The organism is candidate division KSB1 bacterium (genome assembly GCA_016214895.1).
Taxonomy (GTDB): domain Bacteria; phylum Electryoneota; class RPQS01; order RPQS01; family RPQS01; genus JACRMR01.
This window is the reverse complement of the sequence record JACRMR010000003.1, coordinates 202,232-223,137: the sequence shown is the minus strand read 5'-3', so window position 1 is coordinate 223,137 and position 20,906 is coordinate 202,232. Positions and strand designations below refer to the sequence as shown.

Below are 20,906 nucleotides of genomic sequence, written 5' to 3'. Positions count from 1 at the left end.
TCATCATTTCTGATTTCCGATTTCTGATTTCCCATTTTGCCTTCCTCCCCCTCCCGACTCAAACCCTGGCTCATCTTCCTCTATCTCGGCTGCCTGGGCTGGGGGATGTCGTTCTTCTGGATCAAGGTCGCCCTGCGCGAGGTCGGTCCGTTCACGCTCGTTTTCTATCGCATCCTGATCGGCGCCGTCGCCGCCTGGATCATTGCCGTCGTCACCAGGCAGCTTGCGCCCATCACGCGCGATCAGTGGAAACATCTCGCCGTCGTCGGATTGGTGAACGCCACCATCCCCATGACCGCAATTTCGTGGGCCGAGATTCACATCAGCTCCGGACTCGCCGGAATGCTGAACGGCACGCTCCCGCTCTTCTCCATGGTCGCCGCGCACTATTTCCTGTTCGACGACAAATTCAACCGCAACAAGATTCTCGGCCTGATCGCCGGTTTCGCCGGGATGCTGATCCTGCTCTACGATGATCTTCAACACGGCATCTCCGGCAGTACGCTCGGCATCGCCGCCATGCTGCTCGCCGTATTATCCTATGCGGCGGCCGGTGTGTACACCAAACGTTTCATCAAGGGCATGCCGCCCATTCTCATGTCCGCGACCGCCCTCACCAGCTCGCTCGTCTATCAGACCTTCGCCGCCCTCTGGATCGAATGGCCTCTGAAAATCCCTGCACAGCCTATGACCTGGCTTGCGCTCGGCTGGCTCGGCGTGCTCGGTATGGCCCTCGCCTTCCACGCGCTATACTATCTGTTCACCGTCTGGCCCATCAGCCGGATCAGCATGGTCACCTACTTCTTCCCCGTCTGGGCCGTGGCCCTCGGGGCCGTCTTCCTCGATGAGCCCGTCACATGGCCGTTTGTCATCGCGGGAGTGCTGGTCATCCTCGGCATCGCCTCCGCCTCCCTGCCCGCGCCCGCCAAGGTCCCCGTGCGCTCCGGAACGACCGCCTCTGGCCGCCGCGATTAGCCGGACCGTAACGAGAGGTGGGTCAAGCGGAGTTGAGCAAATTGTCGCAAGTCATGCCATCGGGTCCACTGAGTTCTTGTTTTTGCTCAACTCAGAATATCAACAACGCGTTTTGAACCACTTGCTTTGGCGCGAGTTGTGCATTAAATTGATAGGGAAACTGGTCGGATACACCCGGCGGGCAGGGTTGCCACAACTGACACGCCTGCACCACTAAGGAGGTCGAGATGACGCTGCTCGAAGTCCTCAACACCAAAGGGAAGCATGTATTCACAATCCGTCCGCGCGACTCCGTGCTGGATGCTGTGCATACACTCGTCGCTCGCAATATCGGCGCGCTCGCCGTGCTCGATGACGGCGGTAAACTCGTCGGAGTCATCAGCGAACGGGATGTCCTCAGATTGCATGTCCAGAGTCCCGTGAACCTCGCCACACTCCGCGTCGCTGAGTTCATGACGCGCGAAGTCATCACCGCCACACTCGCCTACTCCATCGATCAGGCCCTCGCCGTCATGTCCGATGCGCGAATCCGCCATCTGCCCGTCGTCGAAAACGGAATCCTGCTCGGCATCATCTCGCAGGGCGACCTCGTCAAATCAAAACTCGATGAAGTCGAGTTCGACGCCAAACAGCTCACCTCCTTCATCACCGGAAAATATCCGGGCTGAGGATGAGACCCGAGCGGCCGACGGCGTCGCCCGCGCTTTGAAGCGGCTGATGGCATCGCCCGTCCGAATCACAAGCACGGTTCAATCTAAATGCGAAGCGGCGAGTCCGGGGGGACTCGCCGCTTTCGGTTGTTGGACGAGAGGAGTTGCATGCAACCCGCGCCAACCGTACTTTGTCTATTGCAGCAACATGGTACTTATCCGTTATGAGGGCTATGTCACATGGCGCGGCGATACGCTTACGGCCTACTATCGGCGTTGACGCTATGGGGGTCGGCCTTCGCCGTTGAAGTCGAGGTATCCGCCGAGCCGCTCTATACGTTGGTCTTCGACACCGGGCCGGGCATCCCTTACACGCCGCTGGATACCACCGCGGCAGATACAGTGTACACGGTTATCGATTCCGGCTACACGGTGTGGTCGCATCAGTGGAAGTTCGTTTCTTTCCACTTGCCGACCACCGTTGCCGCCTGTGACTGTCTCTACGTGACTGTTGCGGCCGTCAATCTTTCGTATGATCCGTCGGGAGGTCAGACCGGCATCAGCATGGATTTCTTTCCACATGATTCGACGGACACTTTGCAGTTCTCTTACTTTCCCAATACTCATTGGGGACATTACTACACATACGATACGCTGCGGTACGGCGACACCGCCGTCCACCGAACCTACCTTAACCTCGACACGTACTTCCGGTATATTCTGAACCGCGACTATCCCACCTGTCGTGATTTGATCATGGCCATTTCACCGACGTTATCGAACGACACGCATTTCGTTTTGTCGTCGACGCTGTATTGGACCACGCAGGCGTTGGATGCTGCGCCGGAGCCACGACCGACATCACCCATTGCGCGAATCACCGTTTACCCGAACCCGTTCGTGGATTCGTTTGTTTATGATGGTCCGCGAACACGATTTCGCATCTACGATATCCTGGGGCGAGAAATCGCCTCCGGTTTCGCGGACGCGCGGTCAAAGGTCTCACTGAACAACGTCCCCGCCGGAAGCTACTTCTTCCGCGCAGACGGCTCGTACAGAAGCGGTGTGATTATGCTCCGGAAGGTGGAGTAGGTGGTTTGCCGCGCAGGTCTTGGGATACAAAAGCGGCGAGCCCAACCGGACTCGCCGCTTCGTTTTTCTATCCCTCAACGCTACCCCTTCAACTTCGCGTTCTTCACCCACTCACGGAACTTCGGCTCCGCCGCGGCAATCGTCTTGATCGGACCCGTCGCCTTCACAAACCAATTGCCCGCCGGAGTCTCGATTACTGACGCAATCATCCGCGAATTCGCGACGTCGCTGCTCGGACCGGTACCCATCGTGCTGGCCAACAGTGTGCCGGTCACGTCCGTGGTGATCACCGTGAACTTCGGCAGCTTCAACGTATCCGTCTTCGCCACCGACGCGCCCGGTTCGCCCTTGGGGCCGGTCATCTGGCCCTGCCACCGCTGGATATTCGCCGACGACGAACCGCCCGAGCCGGGGAAATGGAAAATGGCGATCTCCGCCCGGCCCTGATCACCGGCGACCGTCGGAATCACGACCTGACCGAGCCGCATGTTCGAGGCTGGCGGCTCGGACTTCCAGCCTTCCGGAAGCGCCCCCAACATCGCCGCGATATCGACACCACCGCCGCCTGCCGCCGCGTCCGCGTCCGCACCGTGTGGGTTCGGCGTGGCGTGGGGATTCGGAACACCCGCCGGCATCTCCGGCATCTTCGTGTCTTTTGCCTCGGGTCGCTTGGGAACGCACGAAACGGCCACTATGCTCAGCATCAGAGCAAGAATCAGAATAGGTTTCATGGGGAATTGGTTAAACCGATAGGGAACAGCCTGAGTCGAAAAGTTAGCCGATTTGGGGTTCACATGCAAGCGATAGACCACAATCCACCATTGAGGCGGCAGTTCGCGATGCTTACGAGTGAAAACGGGGCCATTGGCCCCGTCGCGAAGTCGCTAATATTCATGACTTAGCCGAGCGGGAGCCGCAGCCGAACGTTCAATCCACGCCCCGCTTCGGACTCCACTTCCACGGCACCGCCCAGCGCCTCCATCGCCGAAATCACGGCATTGAGCCCCATACCCCGACCGGAGATCTCCGTCACCGCCGCGGATGTCGAGTAGCCCGGCTCGCCGAGATGCTGACGATCGGATGCCGCGATCCCGCAGCCGTCATCCTGCACTTCGAGCACCAGGTAACCGGCCTGACGCGTCGCCCGGATTTCGATGGTGCCCACAGGTGGCTTCCCGCTTCGCTCGCGCTCCGCGACAGGTTCAATGCCATGATCGACCGCATTCCGCAGCAAGTGGACCAACGCATCGCCGAGTTCCGCGCCGAGTGCATGATCGATTTCAATCGCCTCGGACTTGATCGTCAGCTTCAACTGCTTGTTCAGCCGCAGGGCCAACCCGCGCACGAGCGGCTCCAGCCGCTCCAGCAGGCCGTGCACCGCGACCGGCCGCAGCACCTCAACCGTCGCTTCCGTCTGTTCGATCAGCTGCTCGATCCGCTGCCGCCGCGCTTCCCGCGCCTCGCGAATCTGCCGCCGCGAACTCGTATTCAGAGCGTCGCCAAGTTCGACGAGCCGCGCTTCCAGCCGGCTGTATTCCGCCGTCGCTTCCCACGCTCCGGCCTGCGACAATTCGCCGATCGCGGTGATCAGATAACGAATGAGTTGCAGCGACTCGGCCGCCAGCGATACGCATTCCTCCGCCTCGACCTCACCGGAGTCCCGCACGCGCAACAAACAACTCTCGGTCAAATGCGCCAGATGCGTAATCGGTGTCAACCCCAGGAAGCTGGAGATCCCCTTCATCGTATGAAACGCACGGAATGTCGCGTTCAGCGCGTCCTCGTTCGACGGATCGCGGGCCAACGTCGTCAACGCGATCGCCGCGCGCGCCAGCCGCTCCGCCGCTTCGCCCTGAAAATCGCGCAAGAACGCCGGATCCAGCGACTGCGGAATGCGGAAAACTCCGCGTGGGCAGTCCGGCTCAATCACGCTTCGCGGGGCCTCCGGCCGGCGCGAGTTCGGCGAGCAGTCGCTGAACCGCCGTGATCGAGGCCTGCAGTTTCTCGATGGTTTCCTGATCCGCCTGGGTCTCCAGCCCGCGACCCAACTCTTCGAGCTCGGCTTGATCGATCAAGCCGGCACTGCCCGCCAGATTGTGACCCAGTCGCTTGACATGCGCGCGAAAGTTGGGGTCGCCGCTGCCCGGAATCCCGCCAATCTCCGTCGAAAAGGCCGAGCAGAACTCCTCAATCGTAACCCCCGCCGTGGACGGCGCCAGACACTGCTTGACCGTGTCCACGAATCGCGGCAGATCGACGGGTTTGCTCACCAATTCGTCGGCCCCCGCCTCGAACAGATCCCGCTTGGAGGCCGCACTGTTCATCTCCTGCAATGCCACGATGCGAATCACCGAACTCTTGAACGACTCCCGAATGCGCCGGACGAAGTCGATCCCCTCCATGCTGTCCAGCATCGAGTCAATCACCACGACCCGCGGACGGTGTTCGAGCTCCGCCCACGCCTGATGCACGTTGTTGATCGGACGATGCGTGATGCTGTTCTTCATCAACACGTCGCCCAGAATCTCCGCCCCCGCCGCATCCTGCATCACCAGCAGCACCTGCACCGAGGACTCGCCCTCCGCACCGGCGGCGCCGGACGCAAAATGCGACTGAATCAGACTTTCCAGCATCTCCGGGTCGATCGGCTTGTTCAGCACCTTGATCGCCCCCAACTTGCGAAATTGATAGACAATCGACGGCTCGCGGGAGCTGGTGATCACCGCAAACGGCACGTCTAAGTCCTGTTTGCGAAGCTGGGCGATGAACTCGTCCCCGTTCATCCCGGGCAGATTGTAGTCCAGCAAAATCAGATCGGGAACCTGCGACGCAATCATCCCCAACGCCAGCTCAGCCGTGCGCGCCATCAGCGGCTTGTACCCGGCACGTTTCAACAAGGCTTCCAGACTCTTGGCCGTGATCGTAAAATCCTCAATGACCATTACCGTCTTGATCGCGGACAAGTCCTTGGACTTCTGCTGGTCCTTGACCAGAGCCTGCTCGACCGCATGCTGCAGGCGACCCGAGGCGATCGGCTTGAGCAGGATGTCCGTCACTCCGTTCTGGTAAAGCACCTGCAACCGCTTGTGATCGATCGCGCTCATGACGGCGATGATCGGAATCTCGCGACGCAGGTTGGCCCCGCGCTTACGAGCCAGATCGAGCACTTCCCGGTAGTTCTGCTTGACGTCAAACAGGATGACGTGCGGCAGCACATTCTGCAGCAACACCCGCGCCTCGGTGATCGTCGTCGCGAACACCGTGCGCATGCCCATCTCCGTCAGCAAGCGCTCGAAGACCTTGCGTTGAACCGCGCTCTCATCGATGCACAACACCAAATGGTCACCGGCTTTCGTCTCTTCCTGCTTGTTCAGCAACTGATCCATCAGCTCCTTCAACTCGCCCGGACGAACCGGCTTGGCAATGATGCCCGAGACCGACATCGCGCCCAACCGCTGCCGCGTGGACTCGGGAGACGACGCGCTCATGCAAATGACCGGAATCGAGCGCGTGTCCGGGTTGCTGCGCATTTGCTTCAACACCGAGACGCCGTCGGTGTCGGAGAACAACATGTCCAGCAACACCAGATCGGGCCGATGCTCGGTGCACATCTGAATCGACTCCGCACCGGTCCAGGCACTCAGCACCTCGTGACCCAGCGACTTCACCACGCGGGCTACCGCTTCGTGGGAAATCTTCTCGTCTTCGCAGACCAGTATCTTGGTACTCAACTTTTAATTCCTCTCCCGCGGTGATCGGCAATTTGTTCGGACTTATTCAGCCGCACAGGCTCCATAGTCCTATATTCACCACCAAAGTTTGCAAGAAACTTGCCAGTGCCCGCACGCCGTTGCCGACCCCCCAATCCGACGCCTCCCGGCTCCCGCGCAGGGAAAGACCGGTCAAGACCGATCCCCACGGCGGCATCCTTGCGACTGTGAACGGAATTGCGTAATTTGCCCCGCATGAGTTCTGACCCACCCCGGTGCCCCGCGCCTCAGACCGTTCCGGCTCGACTGCGCCCTGGCTTCCGCCACAGCATTTGCCGTGGTGAGGCCTCATGATCGAGCTCTCCGTCATTGTCGTCAATTTCAACGGCGGCGAGGACACGCTGCGCTGTCTCCGAGCGCTCGAACGCGTGTCCGGCGAGGTTGAGAGTGAAATTATCGTCATCGATAATGGTTCCAGTGACGGCAGCTGCGAGCGCATCGAACACGATTTCACCGCCGTTCAACTGATCCGCGCCGGAGCAAATCTTGGATTCGCCGCCGCCTGTAACCGCGGCTTGGAACGGGCCGCGGGACGCCACGCGTTGCTGCTGAATCCCGACACCGAAGTCTGCGCCGGGGCGCTGTCCGGGATGGTCCGCGCCCTCGACGAACACCCCGGCTGGGGCATCGTCGGCGCACGGATGGTGGACGGCAGCGGCAAGCTTTACACCGCTGCCCGCCGCTTTCCCCGGCCGTTCGATCTGTTCTGCGAACAGCTGCACCTCGCCAACTGGTTTCCGCGGTCGCGGTGGTTCGCCCGCTATTTCTACGGTGAACATGCGCCCGAAACACTCGATGCGGTCGAGCAGGTGGAAGGCAGCGCCCTGATGATCAGCGGCGCCGCGCGCCAGCAGGTCGGTGATCTTGATCCGCAGTTCTTCGTGTTCTTCGAAGAGGTGGACTGGTGCCGCCGCGTCAAAGCCGCCGGGTTGGAGATCCATGTCGTGCAGTCGGCGCGGATCGTGCATCACCGGGCCACCACCATGTCGCGCTTCTTCGTGCAGTCGCGGAGCTACCATGCCCGCAGCGCGCAGGCCTACTTTCGCAAACACTACGGTGAACGCGGTCTGCGCAGCCTGCGACGCTGGATGATCGCCGCCGGTTGGATCCGGGAAATCGGAGCGCGCGTGCTGCTGCCGTTCGCGGGAGGCGATACCATGCGCCTGCGGATCGCCGGAGCGCGAGCCGAACGCAAGATCTACCGTGAACCGGCGGAGGGCAACCGTTGAAGGTGCTGCACCTGATCGGCTCACCGCATCTCGGCGGAGCCGAAATCGTCTCCATCAATTTGGTGGAGTCGCTGCGAGAGCGCGGAATCGACGCCCGGCTGCTGGCGTTCGCCGACGGACGACCGCTCGAAGTGGCGCGACAACGGAACCTGCCCGTGACGCTCGCGGAACTCGCGAGCAAACCCCACGAATCGCGCGGACGACGTTGGCATCGGTTGGGGCTGGCGTTGAGTGCGGCGGTCGCGGAATTCCGGCCCGACCTCGTGCACTCGCACGTGCCGCTCACCAATCTGATCTGTCATCGCAGCCTCTCGCCGCGCGGTGTGCCGTGGGTGTGCACGATCCACAGTTCGTGGCGCAACTTCGGTTACGGTCCGGCCACTGTCGGTCGTCCGTGGTTGAGACCCTATCTGATGGCTCGACACGCCGCCGGCGACGCCTGGATCACGCGCTCCGCCGCGCGGATCGCCGCCAACTCCCACTATGTGGCCAAGGCGTTGCAACAGATCGGCGTCCCCGCCGCTCGCATGGATGTCGTCCATAACGGTATGAATCCGCCCGCGGAGGCGGGCTCGCGTGATGAGATCCGGCAAAGCTGGCAGGTCGAAGCGGATGCGATTGTGATTGGCGCGCTCGGACACCTCGCGCCCGTGAAGGGGTTTGACATCCTGATTCGGGGCTTCGCGCTCCTGGCCGACCGATTCCCCCGGCTTCGCCTGCGCATTGCCGGGGGAGACGTGATGGGCGACCGGCGGCAGCGAGATGAACTCGAAGCCCTGATCGTCAAGACTCAAGTCGGCGGTCGAGCCGTCCTCACGCACGCGACCGATCCGGACCGGGAGTTCTTGCCCGGTCTGGACATCTTCGTTGTCAGTTCCAGGTCCGAGGGCTTCTCGCTCGCCCTGTTGCAGGCTATGCAGCACGGACTTCCCGCTGTGATTACTTCAGCCGGCGGCTGCCGCGAAGTCGCTCGACCTGAAATCGAATCCTTAATGTATGTTTCTCCAGATTTTGTGTCGCTCGCCGGAGCACTGGAGCGACTGCTGTTGTCCGACCTACTTGCTGCGGACTTGGCAGAACACGCCAGGCAGCGCGCTGAGCACGAGTTCAGCATGGCCGCGTGTGCTCAACGATATGTTGAATTTTATGACAAATCGTTGAGTCCTGCCCGCCGCTGAATCACCGTTAAGCTCCCGTCGTTGGCCGCCTTGCGGAGGCCGCCCGTGGTTGCCACGAAAATTGCTCTGACCCGCGATGTTGAGGCTCGTACCCCGCCGTCGTATCTCATCCGCTATGCACTATTGCTTGTTTCACGCCGGGTTCGTAGATTCTGGCAATAGGAAGGTCAGGACGGGGGACGGCTTCCGACTTCACGGAGGCGCGGCCTTGAGACCATCGAGATTCACTCATATTTCCGGGAGGTTGCCTTGAAACTCGCACGTTACCTTGTGCCCGCGGTTCTGTTGATCGGCATCGTGTGGATGTTCGGTGTGCTCAGCGCCGGAACCGCCGCCGACCCGCTGTACACGAAATCCTGGCAGGACCAGCAGAACTCGCTTGCCAAACAGGAAATGAAGGAGCTGGAATCGATCCTCGACCGCATGAATCGCGGCGAGGAACTCAGCTTTGCCGAGAAAATGCGACTGGAAGAGCTGACGGCCCGCTATCCTGAGGAACCGCTGCGCGATACCCGCGGTCTCGATAATGTCGGCGGCCCCGATGCCTTCGGCTATCAATTCGTCGATAATCAGGGCGGGGACACCGCAACCTTCGAGTGGATCGAACTCAGCGGCGACCCGTTGGCAACCTGGCTCGCTTGGACCGGCAGTCACGACGACAACCACCAGGCGCTCAACTTCGCGATGGACTTCCCGTTCTACGGTGCAAGCTACTCAACGTGTCAAATCGCGACAAATGGCACGATCCAGTTCACCACGGCGATCCATCCCTACGTCAACGCCTGCCTGCCCACCAGTCTCTATGCCGGGCCGACGATCTTCCCCTACTGGGATGACCTGCATCTCGACTACGGCGGACAGGGCAACTCCGGCTCCAATGTCATCGCGTGGCGCAACTTCGGCGATTACGTCGTCATCGAATACGATTCCATCGGGCACTGCTGCTCGCCCGGCACCTCCGTCAAGTTCGAGCTGCTGCTGTTCGCGGACGGCCGCATGAAGTTCCAGTATCAGAATCTGGTCTGGCTGGCCGCCACCGACAGCTCGATGACCATCGGCATTCAGGCGACCGGCACCGGCCCCGCTCTGCACTATGTTTGCAATACCACCGGAATCCAGCCGGTCAATGATCTCGCGATCTGGTTCACGCTCGGCGAATCCGGTTCCATCTCCGGCCACGTCAGCGATGACGGCGGCCAACCGCTGTTTCAGGCACGGGTGATTAATCCGGGAATCGCCGGCGCCCAGACGTTCACCGACAATCAGGGTGATTTCAGCTTCCCGCTCGTGCCCGTCGGAACCTACAGCATCTATGCCACCAAGCGCGGGTTCGAGTCCGACACCGCCTTCGGGGTTCAGGTCAATGCCAATCAGAATACCACCGTCGATCTGACATTGGTGAACCTCGGACTCCTGAATTTCCCGTCCTTCAATGTGCCCGTCGATATTCCGTTGCAAGGTGTGGTCACGTCGGAAATCGTCATCGATCAGTCGATCAATATCTCTGATCTCGACGTTGTGCTCGATGTCGCGCATACGTCCGTCGGCGACCTGATCGTTACGCTCACGTCGCCCGAAGGCTCCGTGGTTACGCTCGTCAACCGTCGCGGAGGTGTGAACGACAACTTCACCAATACCGCTTTCGACGATGAAGCAACCACGCCCATCGCCAACGGCACCGCCCCCTATACCGGCGACTTTATTCCGGAATCCCCGCTGTCCGTCCTCGACGGGCAGGACGCCCTCGGCACCTGGATTCTGACCATCGACGACCGCGACGCCACCGACAGCGGCCAGTTGCTGGCCTGGGAATTGTTCATCACGCCCGGCTCCGACCTCGGCGGAACGATTCAAGGTACGGTAACGAGCGCGGAAAACGATCAGCCGATACCCAACGCCGAAGTCACAATCGACGGCACGAACCTGTCCCGTCATACGAATGCCGCGGGCCAGTATCGCTTTGGCTTCGTGACGCCGGGAACCTACACCGTAAATTTCAGTGCGGTCTTCTTTGAAGGCGAATCGGTGCCCAACGTCTCCGTCGGCGATGGCGACGTCATTACGGTCAATGCCGAGATGCAGTCGGGAGTCATCCTCTATGACTACACCGGCGACCCCGTGCCGATCACGGACAACGACACGTCCTACGCGCCGATCACGGTACCGGATGAATTCGATCTCGAATACGTCGTCGTGCGGATTGTCAGCCTGACGCATACCTTCGACGGCGACCTGATTCTCTGGATCGAGAACCCCGCGGGCGAGCGCGTGCAGCTCTCAAACCGGCACGGCGGTACCGGCGAAAACTACATCGAGACCATCTTCACGGATCAAGCGACGACGCCGATCGCACAGGGCGTCGCGCCGTTTACGGGCACCTTCCTGCCCGAACAACCCCTGTCCGCATTCAATGCGCAGCCGGCTATGGGCAACTGGACGTTCATCGTCTATGATGCCGCCGGCGCCGATCAGGGCGCAATCAACAGTTGGCAGGTGATCTTCGGCGGCTCCATCGGTCCGCGCGGTGATCTCGAAGGCACCGTGACCGGACTGCAATCGCAACTGCCCGTCGCCGGCGCCGTCGTCACGATTGTTGAACTCGACGAAACTGAAACCGCCGACGAAAACGGATTCTACTCCTTCCACAGTATCGAAGCGGGCACCTATTCGGTTTCCGTGCACCGCGACGGCTTCTGCGACTTTGCCGCGACCGGGGTCGTCATCGAAGACGAGATCACGACGACGCTCGATATCGAGATGCTGAATCCGGCCGCCGCCTTCAGCGTGACCTCCATCAGCCATCAGGTCGTGATCGGCGACGTATCCTCGACCACCTTCACGATCACCAATGCCGGGAATTGCCCCCTGACCTGGTCGCTGGCCGATACCTCGGCGTGGATGACTGAAAACCCGGCGCAAGGGAATCTGCCGGCCTCGCAAGCTGTGGAAATCACCGTCATCTTTGATGCCGGGAATCTGAGCATCGGCGAGCACCTGTCGCGAATCACCGTCACGCACTCCGCGACCGGCAGCCCGTACCAGATTCCGGTCTCCCTCGACGTCTCTTCGAGCGGGGACGATCCGGTCGTCAATCTGCCGACCGAATTCGCGCTTTTGAACAACTACCCGAATCCGTTCAACTCGTCCACCGAGTTGCGCGTCGATGTTCCGCAGACGGCCCTGGTCTCGCTCATGATCTACAACCTGCTGGGACAAGAGGTCGCGATGCTGGTCAATGGCTCGCTGAATGCCGGTCACCACGTCGTCACCTGGAGCGGTCGCGATTCGCGCGGCCTCGATGTCGGCACCGGTCTCTATATCGTGCAACTGCGATCCGAGGGACACGTCTTCACCAACAAAGTCATGTTGCTCCGCTGAGCCGCTGACCGCATACGTGCAAAACGGCGACAGGCCGCGAGCGATTCGCGGCCTGTCTGCTTTGCCACACCAGCTTTCCCCTTTACCATGCCCGGCGTCCCCTTTCATTTCCACTATTCCCTCGGGCTGCACGATACCGATGCGGCCGGCGTGCTGTTCTCCGCCAACCTGACCCGCATCTGCCATCAGGCTTATGAAGCCATGATGAAGAACATCGGTTACGGCTTGCCGCGGCTGTTTCGCGAACGCCCGTTCGGCCTGCCGCTCGCGCACATCGAAGGAGATTTCTTCGCTCCGCTCCGCTGCGGTGATGACGTGGATATCGTGACCCGCGTCACCGAGCTGGGCAGCAGTTCCTATCGCGTCGAGTTTGCGCTCATGACCGCCAATGAAAAAACCGCCGCGAAAGCCGCGACGGTGCATGTCTGCGTCGAACTGAAAACCTATCGACCGCTTGAGCTGCCCGACGACTTCCGGCAAGCGCTCGGCAAGCACTTCGTGCCGAACGGAGTGTGACCCGGCTACATGCGAAGGAGATTGCGCAGTGCCGACAAGTCCACCTTGCCGTTGTCCAGCAGCGGCAGCGCGGCCACGAGCTCGATCCGCAGCGGCAGCTTCCAGGCCGGCAGCAGCCGCGATAACTCCGTGCGCAATTCCTCGCCGGTCCGCGTCGCGCCCGGGCGTAGCGCGACAAACGCGACGGGCCGCTGTCCCCATTCCGCATCCGCGACGGGCAGCACCACCGCCTGCCGCACGCCGGCGATCTGCTCCAACGCGCGTTCAAGCTCCGCCGGATGAATCTTCTCGCCGCCTGATTTCATCTGCAAATCCGCCCGCCCGTGCAGATGCAGATAACCGGATTCGTCCAGCTGCCCGAGATCACCGGTCCACAGCCAGCCCTCGCGAAATGCGAGGGCTGTTGCGTTGGGATCTTTCCAATAGCCGCGCGCAAGCCCGGGACCACGGGCGGTAATCTCGCCACGCTCACCGTGCGGCAGGACCCCGCCGTGCGCATTGACGATGCGCAGTTCTACACCCGGCAAGGCTGCACCCGCGCTATTGCGCTCGCGCGCGTCCGCGCCCGGTCGCGCGCACGTGAGCATCGAGCCGGACTCCGTCAAGCCGTAGGTCGGATACGCAATCGAACACCGCTCCAACAGCGCCGGTGAGACCGTGCCACCGCCAACAATAATGGCGCGAAGCCGCCGATGGAACGGCCGCTCCGCGCGGCGGTCGAGCACTCGCTGAAGCTGCGTCGGGACGAGCGACACGATGCTAATCTCCCCGCTGTCGAGCCGGCGCTCGATCCCGTCAAGATCCGACGAGTCACAGTAGCAACAGCCGGCTCCGACTTCCGCGCAGCGCAGCGGAATCGCCAAACCGCCGATGTGATACAGCGGCAAGCAGGCCAACCAGCAGTCGGACGCCGTCAATTTCAGATGCGCACAGACGGAACGGGCATGCGCAAGCAGCGATCCATACGTGTGTGCGACAACTTTCAACTCGCCGCTCGATCCGGACGTGAAGACGAGCGCCGCGATCTCGTTTGCCGCAGGGTGGCCAGGGATCACCGCCGGCGTTCGAACGTCTTGAGCGAGTTCGCCATGGCTCAGGCACGCTGTCGTATCGGCAATTGGACATCGTTCGTCGAAGTCGATGATGCCGCTCAACTCCGTGCGCGCAAGCGCCGCCGCGAGCGCCGTGGAATCCCATCGCGTGCTGAGCGGCACTGCTGTTTGTCCCGCGCGCAGGATCGCCCGGATCGCCAGCGCGTAGTCCGCGGAGTTGCGACCCCATAGCCCGATCCGCGAACCACGAACCGGAAAGCGCGCGCTGAGTGCGCGCGCCAGTTCCTCAACCGTTTGGTTTGCAGCCGCCATGGTAGGGTTCAGCTCAATTGAAGTTTGCGCAGGTACGCGGATCTTAACATGCCTGGAAGTTCCCGGACGTCCGGAATCCGCAGCATTCCGCTTTCCGGAAGCAGCGGATCCTCCGTCACGTCTTCGGAAAAGTGCGTCGCCGTGCCGATCCCGTGCGCGACCGTCGGACCGGGCAGGGCGGCAGCGGCGGCAGCGACGTACGAAAGGCCCACCGATGATTCATAGAAACTGCTCATGACCACGCGCATGCCCGCGCTTGCGGCCTTCGCGATTAGCGCCGGTGCCCGCGTCGTGATTCCGAAGATGGTGGGCTTGATGATTAACGTGTGAAACACACGATTGGCAATCCGCGCCGCGCGCCAGACATCATCGCGCGACGATTCGTCCAGCGCGATGCGGACGCCGGTCTCGCGCCTCAGCAGGGCCAGCGACTCCGGGTGCGCATGCGCGAGCGGATCTTCGATGTATTCGAGCGGCAAGCCGCGAGCCGTCGTGCAGAACGCGAGGGCTTCCGGCAGCGACCACCGCCCGTTGGCATCGGCGCGCCACTCAACGGTCGGGTGGCGCTCCGTCACTCTGCGCAACCAGGCAACTTCGTCCGCCGTGCCGCGACCGCCGCACTTGAACTTCAGGACGTGGAAGCCGCCGCGAAGTGCCGCTTCCGCCTGTTCGAATCGCTGCGGCGAGGAAGCGCCGCCGATCAGCGCGTTGACCATCACCTCCGCTGGCGCGCCGGCGCGCAACGCCACGTGCAGCGGAGTGTGGAGTCGTTGACACAGCATCGCCAACGCGGCGGACTCCAGCGCGAAGCTGAGCGCCGGGTGAACATAGGGCGAGACACCGCATGCTTGCAGCCACTCGGGAAGCTTGTTAACCGCAGGCGGGAGGGCAGCGGAAAATTGAAGTCCCGCCAGCGCGGAGCGCAACTCGTCCAGTGTCTCGGAGCCGAAGCGGGAATCGGGGGCGGCGTCACCGATGCCGGTGATCCCGTCGTCGTCACGCAGCGCAATCAATACTCCGTCGCGCCGGACAATCGTTCCGCGCGCCGTCTGCACCGGCTCACGCAAGGGCAGCGCGTAATTCGTCCACGTCAGACGCGGCGGTCTCATGCGACGATCAGACCGACCGTGAACAACAGCCCGAACGACGCCAACAGAAGGGCCGTCAGGCGGAACACGGGAATGATGGCAAGTCCGCTGCCCGCGCGCGACGCAATCAGTGTGGCGCGCAGGGCTACCGGCATCGTGAGCAATGGCAGCAGCAGCCACGCGGAGCACGGTTCCGCGCTCACAAGATACAGGGGAACGGCGAACGGAAGCAACAACAAAACGGCGAACTCCCACCGCGCAAATGTACGACCGAACCGTACCGCCAGCGTGTGTTTGCCCGCCGCTGCATCGGTGTCGAGGTCGCGCAAATTGTTTGCCGCCAGTAGCGCCGCGGCATGACACGCCGGAACAACGGACACGACTGCGCTGAGCGCGCTCCACGCTCCAGTCAGCAAGTATGCAGTCCCCATCACCGCCGCGAAACCAAAGAAGAGCATCACAGCGAGTTCACCGAGACCGTTGTAGCCCAGCGGATACGGCCCGCTGGTATAGGCCCAGCCGCAGCTGATGCCGGCCAGACCAATCGCCACAATCGGCCAGCCGCCTTTCAGCATCAACGGAATTCCGCAAAGAAACGCCAGCAAGAACGCGACATTCGCTCCCACCTTGACCGCGCCCGGCGAGAGCAACCCCGCCTGCGTGACGCGCGTCGGCCCCAGTCGTTCGGAAGTATCGGCGCCGGACTTGAAGTCCGCAAAGTCATTCGCGAAATTCGTGCCGATTTGAATCGCCATCGCACTGCACAATACACAGGCAAAGATCCAACCGTCAATCGCACCCCCACGCATCGCGCAAGCCGTTCCCAATAACACGGGCATGATCGCCGCCGGCAACGTTTTCGGCCGAGAAGCGAGCAGCCAAATGCGGAACTTTGTCACGGCAGCCGCTTGAATTTCGAGAAATCCGGAGAACGCTTCTCCCGGAACGCATTGCGGCCCTCCTGCGCTTCCGCCGACATGTAATAGAGCAGTGTGGCATTCCCGGCGAGTTCCTGTAGCCCGGCTTCACCGTCGGTCTCCGCGTTGAACGCCGCCTTCAGACAGCGCAACGCCAGCGGCGACAGCGCGAGCATTTCGCGGCACCATGCGACCGTGGTCGATTCCAACTCGGCCAGCGGTACCACGGTGTTCACCAGCCCCATCGCCAACGCCTGCTGCGCATCATATTGGCGACAGAGGAACCAGATTTCCTTCGCCCGCTTGTGGCCGACGATCCGCGCCAGATAACCCGCGCCGAATCCGCCATCGAACGAACCGACGCGCGGACCGGTCTGGCCGAACCGTGCGTTGTCCGCGGCAATCGTGAGATCGCACACCACGTGCAGCACGTGGCCGCCGCCAATCGCATAGCCCGCGACCATCGCGACGACCGGCTTGGGCAAGCTGCGAATCTGTTTTTGCAGATCCAGTACGTTCAAGCGCGGGACTTCGTCGTCGCCGACGTAGCCCTGGTCGCCGCGAATGGACTGATCGCCGCCGGAGCAAAACGCGAGATCGCCGGAACCGGTCAGGATAATCACGCCGACCTGCGGATCCTCGCGCGCATCCAGAAACGCGTGCTGCATATCGAACAGCGTACGCGGACGGAAGGCGTTGCGAACCTCCGGCCGGTTAATCGTAATCTTGGCAATGCCATCCCACTTGTGATAGAGGATGTCTTGATAATTGCCGGCGGAGTGCCAGGGAAAGAGGGACATGGGCGATCTGAGAAATTGGAAATGAGACATTAGAAACCAGACAAGAACGCCCGCACGGAATTGCCGAATGCCGCGGGCTGCTCGAGGTGCGCGGCGTGTCCGGCGCCGGGAATGATCGCGAGGCGCGCCTGCGGCAGCACGGATTCCAGCCGCACGTTCGACGCGCGAAACTTCTGATCGTGTTCGCCCGCCACCAACAGCACGGGGGACCGCGACTGATTCAGCGCGGGCAGCAGGTCCTCCTGCACGCCGGTGCCCCACTGGCGCAACGCCGCGGCCAGGCCGTCACGATTGCAGGCCAGTCGCTCGGCGCGAAGGGCGGTCCGATCCGCGAGAGCCAGTGCGTGCTGCGAGGCGAAGATCGGTTGCCGCTCCCAGTAGTTGACAAACCACGCGAGGGGTTGCGAGAGAATCCGCTCCGCGAGCGCATCGTCCCGCGCGCGGCGTGCGGAACGCTCAGCTGGATTTGGAATCCCCGGCGACGCTCCAAGCAGGACGGACGATCTGATCGCCGCCGGATGCCGAAGCAACAGATGCAGCGCGATCCGACCGCCCATGCTGTAACCGCAGAGCGATAGTGCAGACTTCGTTACTGCGCGGCACAGTCTGGCCAGCGCGTCAGCCAGCTCGTTCAAGCCGAGCGCGTCACAGACCGGCGTCGCGCCATGCCCCGGCAGATCCGGCATGATCAGATAGCGGTCCCGGGCAAGCTCCGCCGCGACCGGCAGCCAGGTGCGATGCGAACCTGCGAAACCGTGCAGGAGCAGCAGGGCCGGAGCCGCCGGATCACCGACCGTCTCGACATGCCACTCGACATCGGCGGCCGGCACGTTCATGTCGCCGCCGCCGCCGCGAAGCGCGCCATCAGCCGCTGCTGCGCTGCGTAATTTGCATCGCGGTTGGTCCGCACTTCCAGCACGCGCGCGCGCCGCGCGGGAGTCTGCAATCGCGCCGCCAGTTCCGACGGTGAGGCCGCGAACTCCCAATCCAGATCGAATAGTCCCGCGGCAGCGCGCAGATGCAGCCCGTGCGGCGTGCCGTGAAGTGTCTCGAAGTGACGACCCGTTTCGTGCACCGGCAGAAAATGAAAGATCCCCCCGCCGTCATTGTTGAACAACACGACACTCAGGTTTCCCGCGAACCGCCGCGCCGCCATCAGGCCGGTCAGATCATGCAGGAACGCCAGATCGCCGGTAAAGAGCACAGCGGCGGTCGTTGCCGCCGCCGCGATGCCCGCGGCGTGCGAGAGCGTGCCATCGATCCCGTTCGCCCCGCGCAAGCCGTACGCCTGCAAGCGGGTGCCGGACTGCCCGGCGATCGCGTCTGCGTAGCGAATGCTCATGCTATTCGCAAGGATCACGCGCGTGTCCGGGGCCAGACTCCGCAGCGCGGCAAAGACATACGCCAGCTCCGCGGCCGCGTCGTCGTCCGGATTCCAGGCCGAAAGCAGGCTGTTTAATGCTCCCGTGCCCCGCTGAAACGGCTCCAGCAACCACGAATCGCGCGCGGCGGTCACGCCCGCCGTGAGTGCTGCGCAGAACTCTTCGCATTCGGCCACGATTGTCTCCGTGGCCCGGTGCGTGGGATCCTGAACCAGCCCGTGCGGCTGCACGCGCAGGGTGTACGCCTCACGCTGAGCATCCAGCCATTGATTCAGAACTTTCGAGGTCGGATGCGCGCCGAACGCAAGCACGACGTCGGGCGACAGCGTGCTCAGCTCCGCGTTCCGCAGCAGAATGTCATAACACGGAATGACCGGGTCTCCCGCAAAGCGAAGCCCGGAGAGCACATCCGCGAAGATCGGCCAGCCGAGCTGCCGCGCCTGAAAGTGCAGCGCATGGGCGGCGCGTTCATCCCCCGCCGCCCCCGGCCCGGCAACGATCAGTCCGCACTGCGAGTCGCGAACGATTTGCAGCGTTGCCGCGCGAAGTTCAAACCGCGGCGGAGGCCGGACGGCCGGATCCAGCGGAGTCGCGGCGGCGAAGGCGGCGTTCGCCGCGGACGACGCGACCGGAGCAAGCGGCTCGTCGAACGGTACGTTCAAATGCGCGGGACCGCCCGGCTGCGCGACCGCCGCCAGATAGGCCCGCAACGCCAGGGCACGCACGCGTTCGACCATGTTCGCCTCCGTGGCCGACGGGGTTTCGCCAAAAAAACGCGGATAGCGCCCGTAGAGTTCGACCTGATCGATGGTCTGCGGCGCCCCGCGGTGTCGCAGCGTCGGTGGGCGATCCGCCGTCAGCATCAAAAGCGGCACCATGCCTTGTGCCGCTTCGATCACCGCCGGAAAATAGTTGGCCGCCGCCGTACCCGACGTGCAGATCAGGATCGCGGGCGTCCGCTCGGCCCGCGACAACCCCAGCGCAAAATAGGCGGCGCTGCGTTCGTCCGTCAGCACATACGTTTGAAACCCGGATAGCTCCAGCGCCGTATGCGCGAGCGGAGTCGAGCGCGAGCCGGGCGAGATCACGACGCGCCGGCAACCGCAGTGCTGAAGCTGCGCGAGCAGAGTTGCGGCCAGCGCGTAATTCGGATTCGGATACAAAAATGTGTTGCTCTGGAGTCGCTAAGTCGCTGAGAACCGCACGGTAGTCCGATGAAACTCGATCACACGCCGAGCGCGCTGCGCATGCCGGCCATCTTCCAGCCGCACTCCGCGTACTCCGCTTCGGCCCGCGAGCCCGGAACGATTCCCGCTCCGGCATAGAGATAGGCGTGATGGTCCCGCAACAGCCCGGAGCGAATCGCCACCATGAACTCCGCGTCCTGGACGTCAATCCAACCTACCGCTCCGGCGTAAAGGCCGCGCGCGTGCGGCTCGTGCGAGCGAATCCATTCCCGGGCCGGCGCAACCGGATTGCCGCAGACCGCCGGCGTCGGATGCAGCAGTCGCAGGAGTTGATCCGGTGTAACCTCCGCGCGAAGGACGCCGCGCAGGCGCGTCTGCAAGTGTTGAACGTTGGCCAAACGCCGGACCGCTGCGGCCGTGTCCTCGTGGACTTGCTCGCACACGTCCGCAAGTTGTGCGCGCAAAAACTCCGTGACGCAGGCCTGCTCGCGGCGCTCCTTCGCCGAGCGCTCAAGCTCCAGCGCGAGCCGATCGTCGTCACTGACCGTCGCCCCGCGCGGTCGCGTTCCGGCCAGACTGTCCACTTCGAGCTCACGTCCCTGCATGCGGAACAAGCGCTCCGGTGACGCGCCGAGAAATATCCCACTGGCCGTGTCGCGACAGGCGAAGAGCGCACAATCCTCGACGTTGCCGAGGACGCCAAGCACATCCCGTAGTTCGACGACGCCGGACAGTGCGAGCCGCACGCGCTCCGCGATCACCACCTTGTCGAGCTCACCCTGCTCAAATTCCGCCAATGCTGCCCCGACCGCGCGCCGCCAATTCGGCAGCGCGAAACTCGCCTGCTCCGATGCCAGCCGCGGCGGAGCCGCCGGGCGGGACTCGGGAACCGGCTCCAGCGCAACCGGATCGCCAAGGTGTACGGCCGTGGCCGTGCCGGAAATCCAGCGAATCAGCGTGCGCGGGAGCACGAACTTCCGGACCGCAAATCCCGACCATTCGTCCTGCATTTCGGCGCGATCGTCAAACGCCACCGCGCCGAAACAACGCGGCGAAAACGGCAGCGTGCGCAACGGAAGCTGCTTCAGCCACTCGCGGCACAGCCCCAGAGACGTCGTGGACTTCGCGCTGCCAAGGGCGATCCAGGTCGCCGGTGATCCACAACTACGCCAGGCCCAGAACTCTCCCGTGCGCGGCAACAGCTGCCACGGCGACGGGCAGACGAATTGGTCAACAGTTATCAGTGAGGCAGGGTGGGTGGTCGGCACTGGGGAGGGTTGCGTGCGGCGATTGAGCAATTTAGCAAACATAGTAGTTTACGAATTTTTTGGCTACGCTGCAATGTCTGCCACCGTAGCCTTTGGTTGGGGTCACAGATAC

The 20,906-nt window shown here is 62.6% G+C and carries 17 protein-coding genes; 7 read left to right on the top strand and 10 right to left on the bottom strand.

Annotated features, from left to right (window positions below; translation table 11 throughout):
* The first annotated feature begins 36 nt into the window (after nt 1–36).
* The 3 genes from HZB60_02895 (at nt 37) to HZB60_02885 (ending at nt 2,717) form a co-directional block, all read left to right on the top strand.
* Nucleotides 37–975: a DMT family transporter gene (locus HZB60_02895; protein MBI5058714.1), complete on the top strand. Its 939-nt coding sequence runs from the start codon at nt 37–39 to the stop codon at nt 973–975.
* 227 nt (nt 976–1,202) lie between these two features.
* Complete coding sequence (locus HZB60_02890) at nt 1,203–1,643, top strand: CBS domain-containing protein (GenBank protein ID MBI5058713.1); 441 nt, start codon at nt 1,203–1,205, stop codon at nt 1,641–1,643.
* A 222-nt stretch (nt 1,644–1,865) separates the two neighbouring features.
* The gene (locus HZB60_02885; protein ID MBI5058712.1) at nt 1,866–2,717 is read left to right on the top strand and encodes a T9SS type A sorting domain-containing protein; all 852 of its coding nucleotides are present in this window, start codon (nt 1,866–1,868) and stop codon (nt 2,715–2,717) included.
* Nucleotides 2,718–2,797: 80 nt separating this feature from the next.
* On the opposite strand, the gene HZB60_02880 is transcribed toward HZB60_02885, so the two are convergent.
* The 3 genes from HZB60_02880 to HZB60_02870 form a co-directional block, all read right to left on the bottom strand.
* Nucleotides 2,798–3,448 carry a hypothetical protein gene (locus HZB60_02880; GenBank protein ID MBI5058711.1) on the bottom strand — a complete coding sequence of 217 codons (651 nt, stop codon included), beginning with the start codon at nt 3,446–3,448 and terminating at the stop codon, nt 2,798–2,800.
* A 167-nt stretch (nt 3,449–3,615) separates the two neighbouring features.
* Nucleotides 3,616–4,647 (bottom strand): Hpt domain-containing protein, encoded by a 1,032-nt coding sequence (locus HZB60_02875; GenBank protein MBI5058710.1) that lies wholly within the window; start codon nt 4,645–4,647, stop codon nt 3,616–3,618.
* Complete coding sequence (locus tag HZB60_02870) at nt 4,640–6,448, bottom strand: response regulator (GenBank protein MBI5058709.1); 1,809 nt, start codon at nt 6,446–6,448, stop codon at nt 4,640–4,642. Before HZB60_02870 ends, HZB60_02875 begins: the two co-directional genes overlap by 8 nt.
* 329 nt (nt 6,449–6,777) lie before the next feature.
* On the opposite strand from HZB60_02870, the gene HZB60_02865 reads away from it, so the two are divergent.
* The 4 genes from HZB60_02865 to HZB60_02850 all read left to right on the top strand — a co-directional run bounded on the left by HZB60_02865 (nt 6,778) and on the right by HZB60_02850 (nt 12,788).
* Nucleotides 6,778–7,716, top strand: coding sequence for a glycosyltransferase family 2 protein (locus HZB60_02865; protein ID MBI5058708.1), 939 nt, complete (start codon nt 6,778–6,780; stop codon nt 7,714–7,716).
* On the top strand, nt 7,713–8,894 hold the full coding sequence (locus HZB60_02860) for a glycosyltransferase (GenBank protein ID MBI5058707.1): 1,182 nt from the start codon (nt 7,713–7,715) through the stop codon (nt 8,892–8,894). Before HZB60_02865 ends, HZB60_02860 begins: the two co-directional genes overlap by 4 nt.
* 249 nt (nt 8,895–9,143) lie before the next feature.
* Nucleotides 9,144–12,272, top strand: a complete 3,129-nt coding sequence (locus HZB60_02855; GenBank protein ID MBI5058706.1) for a carboxypeptidase regulatory-like domain-containing protein — start codon at nt 9,144–9,146, stop codon at nt 12,270–12,272.
* Nucleotides 12,273–12,359: 87 nt separating this feature from the next.
* Nucleotides 12,360–12,788: an acyl-CoA thioesterase gene (locus HZB60_02850; GenBank protein ID MBI5058705.1), complete on the top strand. Its 429-nt coding sequence runs from the start codon at nt 12,360–12,362 to the stop codon at nt 12,786–12,788.
* 5 nt (nt 12,789–12,793) lie between these two features.
* On the opposite strand, the gene HZB60_02845 is transcribed toward HZB60_02850, so the two are convergent.
* The 7 genes from HZB60_02845 to HZB60_02815 all read right to left on the bottom strand — a co-directional run bounded on the left by HZB60_02845 (nt 12,794) and on the right by HZB60_02815 (nt 20,794).
* Entirely contained in the window at nt 12,794–14,152 is a 1,359-nt protein-coding gene (locus HZB60_02845) for an acyl--CoA ligase (protein MBI5058704.1), read from the bottom strand.
* Nucleotides 14,153–14,160: 8 nt separating this feature from the next.
* Complete coding sequence (gene menC / locus HZB60_02840; protein ID MBI5058703.1) at nt 14,161–15,261, bottom strand: o-succinylbenzoate synthase; 1,101 nt, start codon at nt 15,259–15,261, stop codon at nt 14,161–14,163.
* Nucleotides 15,258–16,154: a 1,4-dihydroxy-2-naphthoate polyprenyltransferase gene (locus HZB60_02835; protein MBI5058702.1), complete on the bottom strand. Its 897-nt coding sequence runs from the start codon at nt 16,152–16,154 to the stop codon at nt 15,258–15,260. The genes menC and HZB60_02835 overlap by 4 nt, the downstream gene beginning before the upstream one ends.
* A complete protein-coding gene (gene menB / locus HZB60_02830; protein ID MBI5058701.1) occupies nt 16,136–16,957 on the bottom strand; it encodes a 1,4-dihydroxy-2-naphthoyl-CoA synthase in 822 nt (273 codons plus the stop codon). Before menB ends, HZB60_02835 begins: the two co-directional genes overlap by 19 nt.
* A 29-nt stretch (nt 16,958–16,986) precedes the next feature.
* Nucleotides 16,987–17,793, bottom strand: a complete 807-nt coding sequence (gene menH, locus HZB60_02825) for a 2-succinyl-6-hydroxy-2,4-cyclohexadiene-1-carboxylate synthase (GenBank protein ID MBI5058700.1) — start codon at nt 17,791–17,793, stop codon at nt 16,987–16,989.
* The gene (gene menD, locus HZB60_02820; protein ID MBI5058699.1) at nt 17,790–19,502 is read right to left on the bottom strand and encodes a 2-succinyl-5-enolpyruvyl-6-hydroxy-3-cyclohexene-1-carboxylic-acid synthase; all 1,713 of its coding nucleotides are present in this window, start codon (nt 19,500–19,502) and stop codon (nt 17,790–17,792) included. Before menD ends, menH begins: the two co-directional genes overlap by 4 nt.
* A gap of 62 nt (nt 19,503–19,564) precedes the next feature.
* Nucleotides 19,565–20,794 carry an isochorismate synthase gene (locus tag HZB60_02815; protein MBI5058698.1) on the bottom strand — a complete coding sequence of 410 codons (1,230 nt, stop codon included), beginning with the start codon at nt 20,792–20,794 and terminating at the stop codon, nt 19,565–19,567.
* Between the last annotated feature and the right edge of the window lie 112 nt (nt 20,795–20,906).

Coding starts and splice junctions, on each gene's coding strand:
- HZB60_02850 (MBI5058705.1), top strand. CDS start 12,360: ATGCCCGGCGTCCCCTTTCATTTCCACTATTCCCTCGGGCTGCACGAT.
- HZB60_02890 (MBI5058713.1), top strand. CDS start 1,203: ATGACGCTGCTCGAAGTCCTCAACACCAAAGGGAAGCATGTATTCACA.
- HZB60_02880 (MBI5058711.1), bottom strand. CDS start 3,448: ATGAAACCTATTCTGATTCTTGCTCTGATGCTGAGCATAGTGGCCGTT.
- menH (MBI5058700.1), bottom strand. CDS start 17,793: ATGAACGTGCCGGCCGCCGATGTCGAGTGGCATGTCGAGACGGTCGGT.
- HZB60_02885 (MBI5058712.1), top strand. CDS start 1,866: ATGGCGCGGCGATACGCTTACGGCCTACTATCGGCGTTGACGCTATGG.
- menB (MBI5058701.1), bottom strand. CDS start 16,957: ATGTCCCTCTTTCCCTGGCACTCCGCCGGCAATTATCAAGACATCCTC.
- HZB60_02865 (MBI5058708.1), top strand. CDS start 6,778: ATGATCGAGCTCTCCGTCATTGTCGTCAATTTCAACGGCGGCGAGGAC.
- HZB60_02845 (MBI5058704.1), bottom strand. CDS start 14,152: ATGGCGGCTGCAAACCAAACGGTTGAGGAACTGGCGCGCGCACTCAGC.
- menC (MBI5058703.1), bottom strand. CDS start 15,261: ATGAGACCGCCGCGTCTGACGTGGACGAATTACGCGCTGCCCTTGCGT.